The 7,818-nt window shown below is 54.3% G+C and carries 8 protein-coding genes; 2 read left to right on the top strand and 6 right to left on the bottom strand.

The annotated features are described in order from the left end of the window. Positions 1-457 precede the first annotated feature (457 nt). Together purH and purD are read left to right on the top strand one after the other, a co-directional pair. On the top strand, positions 458-2,047 hold the full coding sequence (gene purH / locus VH86_RS24080; RefSeq protein WP_038643730.1) for a bifunctional phosphoribosylaminoimidazolecarboxamide formyltransferase/IMP cyclohydrolase: 1,590 nt from the start codon (positions 458-460) through the stop codon (positions 2,045-2,047). A 19-nt stretch (positions 2,048-2,066) separates the two neighbouring features. Continuing rightward, positions 2,067-3,347, top strand: coding sequence for a phosphoribosylamine--glycine ligase (gene purD, locus VH86_RS24075; protein WP_045834371.1), 1,281 nt, complete (start codon positions 2,067-2,069; stop codon positions 3,345-3,347). Positions 3,348-3,388: 41 nt separating this feature from the next. On the opposite strand, the gene VH86_RS24070 is transcribed toward purD, so the two are convergent. The 6 genes from VH86_RS24070 to nudC form a co-directional block, all read right to left on the bottom strand. Next, on the bottom strand, positions 3,389-4,054 hold the full coding sequence (locus VH86_RS24070) for a DUF1481 domain-containing protein (RefSeq protein WP_038643734.1): 666 nt from the start codon (positions 4,052-4,054) through the stop codon (positions 3,389-3,391). A gap of 68 nt (positions 4,055-4,122) precedes the next feature. Beyond that, positions 4,123-4,395 carry a nucleoid-associated protein HU-alpha gene (hupA, locus tag VH86_RS24065; RefSeq protein WP_006121511.1) on the bottom strand — a complete coding sequence of 91 codons (273 nt, stop codon included), beginning with the start codon at positions 4,393-4,395 and terminating at the stop codon, positions 4,123-4,125. A gap of 188 nt (positions 4,396-4,583) precedes the next feature. Beyond that, positions 4,584-5,174: a YjaG family protein gene (locus tag VH86_RS24060; RefSeq protein ID WP_034828920.1), complete on the bottom strand. Its 591-nt coding sequence runs from the start codon at positions 5,172-5,174 to the stop codon at positions 4,584-4,586. A 62-nt stretch (positions 5,175-5,236) separates the two neighbouring features. Then, complete coding sequence (gene nfi, locus VH86_RS24055; protein WP_038643739.1) at positions 5,237-5,905, bottom strand: deoxyribonuclease V; 669 nt, start codon at positions 5,903-5,905, stop codon at positions 5,237-5,239. 2 nt (positions 5,906-5,907) lie between these two features. Continuing rightward, complete coding sequence (gene hemE / locus VH86_RS24050) at positions 5,908-6,975, bottom strand: uroporphyrinogen decarboxylase (RefSeq protein WP_045834370.1); 1,068 nt, start codon at positions 6,973-6,975, stop codon at positions 5,908-5,910. Positions 6,976-7,014: 39 nt separating this feature from the next. Continuing rightward, positions 7,015-7,788, bottom strand: a complete 774-nt coding sequence (gene nudC, locus VH86_RS24045) for an NAD(+) diphosphatase (RefSeq protein ID WP_038643741.1) — start codon at positions 7,786-7,788, stop codon at positions 7,015-7,017. Positions 7,789-7,818 lie beyond the last annotated feature (30 nt).

The raw sequence follows: 7,818 nt of genomic DNA, 5'->3' as shown, positions 1-7,818 counted from the left end.
ACAGCGGGTTAACCGTCTGTTGCGAGGTGGCGTATATTACGCTTTCCTCCTTCAGAGTCAAACACTTTTTTCAGCGTTTTTTCTCTGGCGGAAGTTCTTATCGAAGCTTCCTGTCAACACCGCACTTCGTAAACCGTTGTGCCGTCTCGATGGATGCGCATTATAGGGAGTTGTTCGCAGCGCGCAACCGCTAAATTCAACAAAAACAACTGTTCGCTGCATTCCACAGCAAAACCCCGCCTTATACCCACTTACACACAGTGTTATCCACATTCATCCGGACAGATGAATTTAGGCGAGCATCGCGCAAACGTTTTCGCTACAATGCCCGGCGACGTAAAGGATGCCCCTTTTGGGGCGTTACATGAAGCAAGCGCTCTCTTCTATATAGAAAGAAACGCTAAGCTTGATGTAACGCTCTTATTTATGCGAAACAAAGCCAAGGGATAAAACCACCATGCAACAACGTCGTCCAGTACGCCGCGCTCTGCTCAGTGTTTCTGATAAAGCCGGTATCCTCGAATTTGCTCAGGCACTCTCCAGTCGTGGTGTTGAGCTGCTCTCCACAGGTGGTACTGCACGCCTGCTGGCAGATGCGGGCCTGCCCGTCACCGAAGTCTCTGACTACACCGGTTTCCCGGAAATGATGGATGGACGCGTCAAAACGCTGCACCCGAAAGTGCATGGCGGTATTCTGGGCCGTCGCGGCACCGATGATGCGATCATGGCCGAGCACGCGATCAACCCTATCGATATGGTGGTGGTAAACCTTTATCCCTTCGCGCAAACCGTTGCCAAACCCGATTGCTCACTGGCAGACGCGGTAGAGAATATCGATATCGGTGGCCCAACCATGGTGCGCTCCGCTGCGAAGAACCACAAAGATGTGGCGATCGTGGTGAAGAGCAGCGACTACGAGGCCATCATCGCCGAGCTGGACGCCAATGAAAACTCCCTGACGCTGGATACCCGTTTCGATCTGGCGATCAAAGCCTTCGAACACACCGCAGCCTACGACAGCATGATTGCCAACTACTTTGGCAGCTTGGTGCCGGCTTATCATAGCGACAGCAAAGAACCCGCCGGCCGCTTCCCACGTACGCTGAACCTCAACTTCATCAAGAAGCAGGATATGCGTTACGGCGAGAACAGCCATCAGGACGCTGCCTTCTATATAGAAGAGAATGTGGCAGAAGCTTCTGTTGCGACTGCACAGCAGGTTCAGGGCAAAGCGCTCTCTTACAACAACATCGCCGATACCGATGCCGCGCTTGAGTGTGTGAAAGAGTTTGATGATGCGGCTTGCGTGATCGTTAAGCATGCCAACCCGTGTGGTGTGGCCGTGGGCGGTTCGATTCTTGACGCCTATGAGCGTGCTTACAAAACCGACCCAACTTCTGCTTTTGGCGGCATCATCGCTTTCAACCGCGAATTGGATGAAGCCACTGCCCAGGCGATCATCAGCCGTCAGTTTGTCGAAGTGATCATTGCCCCTTCAGCCAGCGAAGCGGCACTTAAAGTCACCGCAGCAAAACAGAACGTTCGCGTGCTGGTTTGTGGCCAGTGGCAGGGCCGTGTTGCCGCACTGGACTTCAAGCGTGTTAATGGCGGCCTGCTGGTTCAGGATCGCGATCTCGGTATGGTGGATGCCAGTCAGCTGCGTGTCGTGACTCAGCGCCAGCCAAGCGAGCAGGAACTGCGTGATGCGCTGTTCTGCTGGAAAGTGGCCAAGTTCGTGAAGTCCAACGCCATTGTCTACGCACGTGACAATATGACTATCGGCATAGGCGCTGGACAGATGAGCCGCGTTTATTCTGCCAAAATTGCCGGTATTAAAGCAGGCGACGAAGGTTTAGAAGTTAAAGGTTCAGCCATGGCGTCTGATGCTTTCTTCCCATTCCGCGATGGTATCGACGCAGCGGCAGCTGTGGGTATCAGCTGTGTGATTCAACCAGGTGGTTCTATCCGTGATGATGAAGTGATTGCCGCCGCTGATGAGCACGGTATTGCGATGATCTTCACCGACATGCGTCACTTCCGCCATTAATAGTCTGGAGCTTTAATAGATGAAAATTTTAGTGATTGGTAATGGCGGACGTGAACACGCGCTGGCATGGAAAGCAGCACAGTCTCCTTTAGCTGAGACCGTGTTTGTGGCACCGGGTAACGCCGGTACCGCACTGGAGCCCGCGTTGCAAAACGTGGCGATCAGCGCCACCGATGTGCCTGCCCTGCTGGCTTTTGCTCAAAAAGAAAATATCGGCCTGACTATCGTCGGCCCGGAAGCCCCGCTGGTGATTGGTGTGGTTGATGCATTCCGCGCTGCTGGTCTGAAGATTTTTGGCCCAACGCAGGCGGCTGCACAGCTGGAGGGATCAAAAGCCTTCACCAAAGATTTCCTGGCACGCCAGCAGATCCCTACCGCTGAATACCAGAACTTTACGGAAGTTGAGCCAGCGCTGGCTTACCTGCGTGAGAAAGGCGCACCGATCGTGATTAAAGCGGATGGTCTGGCGGCTGGTAAAGGCGTTATTGTCGCGATGGAACTGGCTGAAGCAGAAGCTGCAGTGCAGGACATGCTGGCAGGCAACGCTTTCGGCGATGCAGGCCATCGTATCGTGATTGAAGAGTTCCTCGACGGCGAAGAAGCCAGCTTTATCGTGATGGTGGATGGCGACAACGTGTTACCCATGGCCACCAGCCAGGATCATAAACGTGTAGGCGATGGTGATACCGGCCCGAATACCGGAGGCATGGGCGCTTACTCGCCTGCCCCGGTTGTCACCGATGAGATCCACCAGCGTGTGATGGACCAGATCATCTGGCCAACCGTTAACGGCATGAAAGCGGAAGGCAACACCTATACCGGCTTCCTATATGCCGGCCTGATGATCGATAAAGCCGGTCAGCCGAAAGTGATCGAGTTCAACTGCCGCTTTGGCGATCCAGAAACCCAGCCGATCATGTTGCGCCTGCAGTCAGATTTGGTTGAACTGTGCCTGGCCGCAGTGGATGGCAAGCTGGATCAGCAAACTTCGCAGTGGGATCCACGTCCATCGCTGGGTGTCGTGCTGGCAGCTGGCGGCTATCCCGCGGATTACAATACCGGTGATCAAATTCACGGTCTGCCGCTGGAAGAAGTGCCGGACGGTAAAGTGTTCCACGCGGGCACCACGATGAAGGATGATGTGGTGGTCACCAACGGTGGACGCGTGCTGTGCGTCACTGCACTGGGCGAAGATGTGGCTGCCGCGCAGAAGAATGCCTATGCGCTGGCGAAACATATTTCCTGGGAAGGCAGTTTCTGCCGTAAAGATATTGGTTACCGCGCAATTAATCGCAAGTAATCATCAAGGGGCGCGCTCAGCGCCCCTTGGTTTTTCCCCACTCAGAAATCACTCTCTTTCGGCTGCCAGCTGCACTCATCCTCTGGCGTCGCCCGCAACAACTGCACGCCTTCAGGTGCCTCCAACCATGACACCATCAACGGCTGTGGCTGGTTTTGCTGCTGCTGAGATAGCGTGGCAATGATTCCGTTATCAAAGGGTGCATTCACCACCTTGCCATCACAGTCGCGCACCTGCGTAGCGCCCAGCCAATGCCCCTGCTTCAGCAATACACGTCCACTCAGCAACGCATTACTTTGCTCCAGCATGCGTTGCGCGTCGAAACGATAGAGTTCAACCGTATCACCACTTACCGCTTCACGACGGCCGGCCAGCTGACGCTGCATAAAATTAAGATTGCCCAGATGGTCAAAACGCAACGTCACGTCATCGGGTTGCTCACCCGCCACAATGCGCTCAACGCTGATCAGCTTGTTCTGTTGCCAGTTGTAGTCAGTGGTTTCCATGGCATCGCCATTGAAAGGGGTATAAACAGTGCGAAGATGAACAGCCTGATGGTCACTGTTCTTGCGCCAGATGCGCACAGTGCCACGATCGGCCAGATAGCCGCTTGCCGTAAAGGCAGGGAGATCAGAGGTGGAACTACAGCCCGCGAGCAGCGCACCGAGTAACAGGGCGCAGACGCGCTGAGTAATCGTGTTCAGCATGACAGGCCCCAATAACAAAAAGGGGCGTGTCGCCCCTCTTTTAAAGCTTAAACCGCGATGCGGAAAACTTACTTAACAGCGTCTTTCAGAGCTTTACCAGAGACGAACGCTGGCACGTTAGCTGCCGCGATTTTGATCTCTTTACCAGTCTGTGGGTTGCGACCGGTACGCTCAGCGCGGTGGTTCACTTTAAAAGTACCAAAACCAACCAGTTGTACAGCATCACCTTCTTTCAGAGACTCAGTGATCGCAGCCAGGGTAGATTCCAGCGCAGCTTTAGCCTGGGTTTTTGACAGGTCAGCTTTCTCTGCGATCACATCAATCAGTTGAGTCTTGTTCATAAGTTATCCTTAAAGTGTATTTATCGCTTGCTAAGCAACGAGTGCGAGGGAAAAGCCATATTCTGGCACTCTTCAACCTGCACGCAAAGATAGCCACAATTTTCAGCCCCCCAAATGTAGACCAGACAGGGGGCTGATGTGAAGCCTCCAGGCGCGGTAATTCAGGCCTGAAGTCACGTTTTATCGCCTTATTGCTGAAAAAGTATACCGATGTTACTGATTCCCGCTTCGCGCAGGTCAGAACGTAACCCCTTAATCAGCTCAAGGTCGCGCTCTTCGCAGTCTGCCAGCAGGCGGAAAATCTCCCACTGCAGATCCCATTCATCAATCACCGCCTGATTTTCGCGCAGCTCTTCATCGGTCATTTCACGACCGGCCTGCGTCATTTCCAGAATCGCAACGGTGGTAATCGACGTACGGCTGACTTCGATTGCGTGTTCCAGGGTTTCACCGCTGAGCTGTGCATGCACAACTTCGCTCAGCGCAACACAGGCATCGATTGCTGGGTGGACACCATAAATATCAAAATCATCGCCATTCGGAATCGCTGATTCCAGCTTCTCCAGTTGGCTATCGAAGTTAATTTTGGCGTCTTTGACCGTCAGGCTCTCCCAGACAAGGTCAAGGATGCGACGATAGAGTTGCGGATCGGCGAATTCAGTCTGCTGACAGAAGGCCCAATAATTGGGGAACATCCGCTCGCACAGACAGGCCATAAAGGTCATATGCTGCCAGCTTTCCAGCTTCGCCAGACGCAAATGGACGGGGTTCTGTAACATCAAACTTACTCTCAATAGGTTAGCTGGCGGCAGTGTACCGCAAAAGCCGCGCGCAAACAGCGTTAACGCGCATTTTGCCAACGTAGAAACGCAGGACGGCCCGAAGCAACCGCATCGGCCCAGCGTGTAGGCTCGGGCAACCGATAGCCCGCGGTACATCTCTCCACCCAATTCAGTGCGCTGTCCATACTGACACGATGCCCGGTTGAGACGAACAGAGGGTTGCAGCGCGCTTTACTGCGCCACACCCAACCAATTTGTTCGCCTTTATCCATCAGTGGTTGGCGGCTTCCCGGTTCAGCATCCAATTCGGTAAAACGCCCGCAGAGCCGTTTTTTCGCCACGCCAATGGTTGGAACATCCACCAGCGAGCCAAAATGCGCAGCCACGCCGAGGCGACGGGGATGGGCAATACCATGACCATCAACGAATAAAAGATCGGGTTGGTGTGTGAGCTGCTGCCAGGCTGCAAGCAGTGCGGGGACTTCGCGAAACGATAAGAAACCCGGGATGTAAGGCATGGTGGTCGCGATGCGCGCTATACGGTGCTCCACGAGTTGCAATGAGGGATATTCTAATACCACCAGTGCCGCACGCGTGACATCACCTTCTTGTTCAAAACCGACGTCCGCACCGGCGATAAAACGAGGCGGCAGGATGTCAAAATCATCCTGCCGCACCACATTAGCAGCGCGTTGTAACTGTTCAGCACGCAGCGCGGCTAAATCCATGCTTAGCACTGATGATAAGGGCGAGACAGGCGATGTACGGCTTCGACGAAAGCACCGGCGTGCTCTGGCGGCACATCCTGATGAATGCCATGACCGAGGTTGAAGACGTGCCCTTCACCCGCGCCAAAGCCTTCAAGGATAGTGGCCACCTCCTGCTCGATACGTTCCGGAGGCGCATACAGCATGGAAGGATCCATGTTGCCCTGCAACGCAACTTTGTCACCCACGCGACGACGTGCATCGGCAATATCGGTGCTCCAGTCCAGTCCCAGCGCATCACATCCGGTCGCTGCGATAGCTTCCAGCCACTGACCACCCCCTTTGGTGAACAGCGTAATCGGCACACGGCGACCTTCGTTCTCGTGCAGCACGCTATCGACGATTTTGTGCATATAGTAGAGTGAAAACTCACGGTAATCGCGGCCTGTCAGCACGCCGCCCCAGGTATCGAAGACCATAATCGACTGTGCACCGGCTTTGATCTGGGCGTTCAGGTAATGGATGACACTGTCAGCCAGCTTATCCAGCAGCTTGTGCAGGGTTTGCGGCTCGGCATACATCATCTTTTTAATTTTGGTGAACGCTTTGCTGCTGCCGCCTTCAATCATGTAGGTTGCCAACGTCCATGGGCTGCCAGAGAAACCGATCAAAGGCACTTCGCCTTTCAGGTTATGGCGAATGGTACGCACCGCATTCATCACATAACCCAGCTCATCTTCTGGATCCGGAATCGGCAGTTTGTCTACATCTGCACGGCAGGTAATAGGATTTGAGAAGCGCGGACCTTCGCCCGTTTCAAAATAGAGCCCCAGCCCCATCGCATCAGGAATCGTCAGGATATCGCTGAAGAGGATCGCAGCATCCAGCGCATAACGACGCAGCGGCTGCAGGGTGACTTCGCACGCCAGCTCCGCATTCTTACACAGCGACATAAAATCACCGGCTTCAGCACGCGTGGCTTTGTACTCCGGCAAATAGCGCCCGGCTTGTCGCATCATCCATACAGGGGTGACATCCACCGGCTGACGTAACAGGGCACGCAGATAACGATCGTTCTTCAGTTCACTCATAATGGGCTCTCTCATGCTAAGGCCGCCAGTGTAGCATTTTCACGGCGCGCTGGCGCGACACAGGGCAACGGTATCTTCAATCAACCGTCGTGCCACCGTGCCCGGTGGCGGTAACAAGGGCAGATCGTCATAGCGATACCAGCCGGCATCCAGCAACTCTTTGCCATCATGCTGCAAGTCTCCGCCTTCGTACTCGGCCATAAACGCCATCATTAGCGAATGCGGGAACGGCCAAGGCTGCGAGGTGACGTAACGGACATTTTTAACCCGGACGTTGCTCTCTTCCATCACTTCACGCGCGACGGCCTGCTCCAGCGTCTCCCCGACCTCAACAAAGCCAGCTAATACTGTGTAAATGCTGTTGCGATGACGCGCATGGTTGGCCAGCAGAATCTCCTCCCCCCGGCGAATCGCTACGATGATGCACGGTGCGATTTGCGGGTAATAGCGCTCACGGCAATGGTGACACAGGCAGGCAAATTCGCGTTTACTGAGGTGCATTTCGTGGCCGCAGTAGCCACACCAGCGGTGTGAGCGGTAGAATTCGGCGAGTTGAACTCCGCGCCCAACCATCTGGAAAAGCCCGACATCTTCATCGATAAGCTGGCGAACAGAGCCCATGTTGTCAGGTCGTGATTCACGTATCAGCCAGACATTCTCCGCCTGCCATTCACCAATCAAAATCGCGGTTTTTCCTGTCAGGCCAAAATCGCCGGATAAGCCATGCGGCAGTTCACCTTGCGGTAGCCAAAGTTTTTGTTCATGGCTGACAATCCACCAGCCAGCGTCTACGCTTGAGATCTCACGTTGCATCTTATTCGTTGTCCTTAGCGTCAAATGGCA

It is taken from the genome of Pantoea sp. BL1 (assembly GCF_000963985.1).
Classification (GTDB): Bacteria; Pseudomonadota; Gammaproteobacteria; order Enterobacterales; family Enterobacteriaceae; genus Pantoea; species Pantoea rwandensis_B.
Note: the sequence above shows the minus strand (reverse complement) of the source record. Positions and strands in the feature narration are given on the sequence as shown.

Coding starts and splice junctions, on each gene's coding strand:
- VH86_RS24070 (WP_038643734.1), bottom strand. CDS start 4,054: ATGCTGAACACGATTACTCAGCGCGTCTGCGCCCTGTTACTCGGTGCG.
- nfi (WP_038643739.1), bottom strand. CDS start 5,905: ATGGATTTAGCCGCGCTGCGTGCTGAACAGTTACAACGCGCTGCTAAT.
- hemE (WP_045834370.1), bottom strand. CDS start 6,975: ATGAGTGAACTGAAGAACGATCGTTATCTGCGTGCCCTGTTACGTCAG.
- VH86_RS24060 (WP_034828920.1), bottom strand. CDS start 5,174: ATGTTACAGAACCCCGTCCATTTGCGTCTGGCGAAGCTGGAAAGCTGG.
- purH (WP_038643730.1), top strand. CDS start 458: ATGCAACAACGTCGTCCAGTACGCCGCGCTCTGCTCAGTGTTTCTGAT.
- hupA (WP_006121511.1), bottom strand. CDS start 4,395: ATGAACAAGACTCAACTGATTGATGTGATCGCAGAGAAAGCTGACCTG.
- nudC (WP_038643741.1), bottom strand. CDS start 7,788: ATGCAACGTGAGATCTCAAGCGTAGACGCTGGCTGGTGGATTGTCAGC.
- purD (WP_045834371.1), top strand. CDS start 2,067: ATGAAAATTTTAGTGATTGGTAATGGCGGACGTGAACACGCGCTGGCA.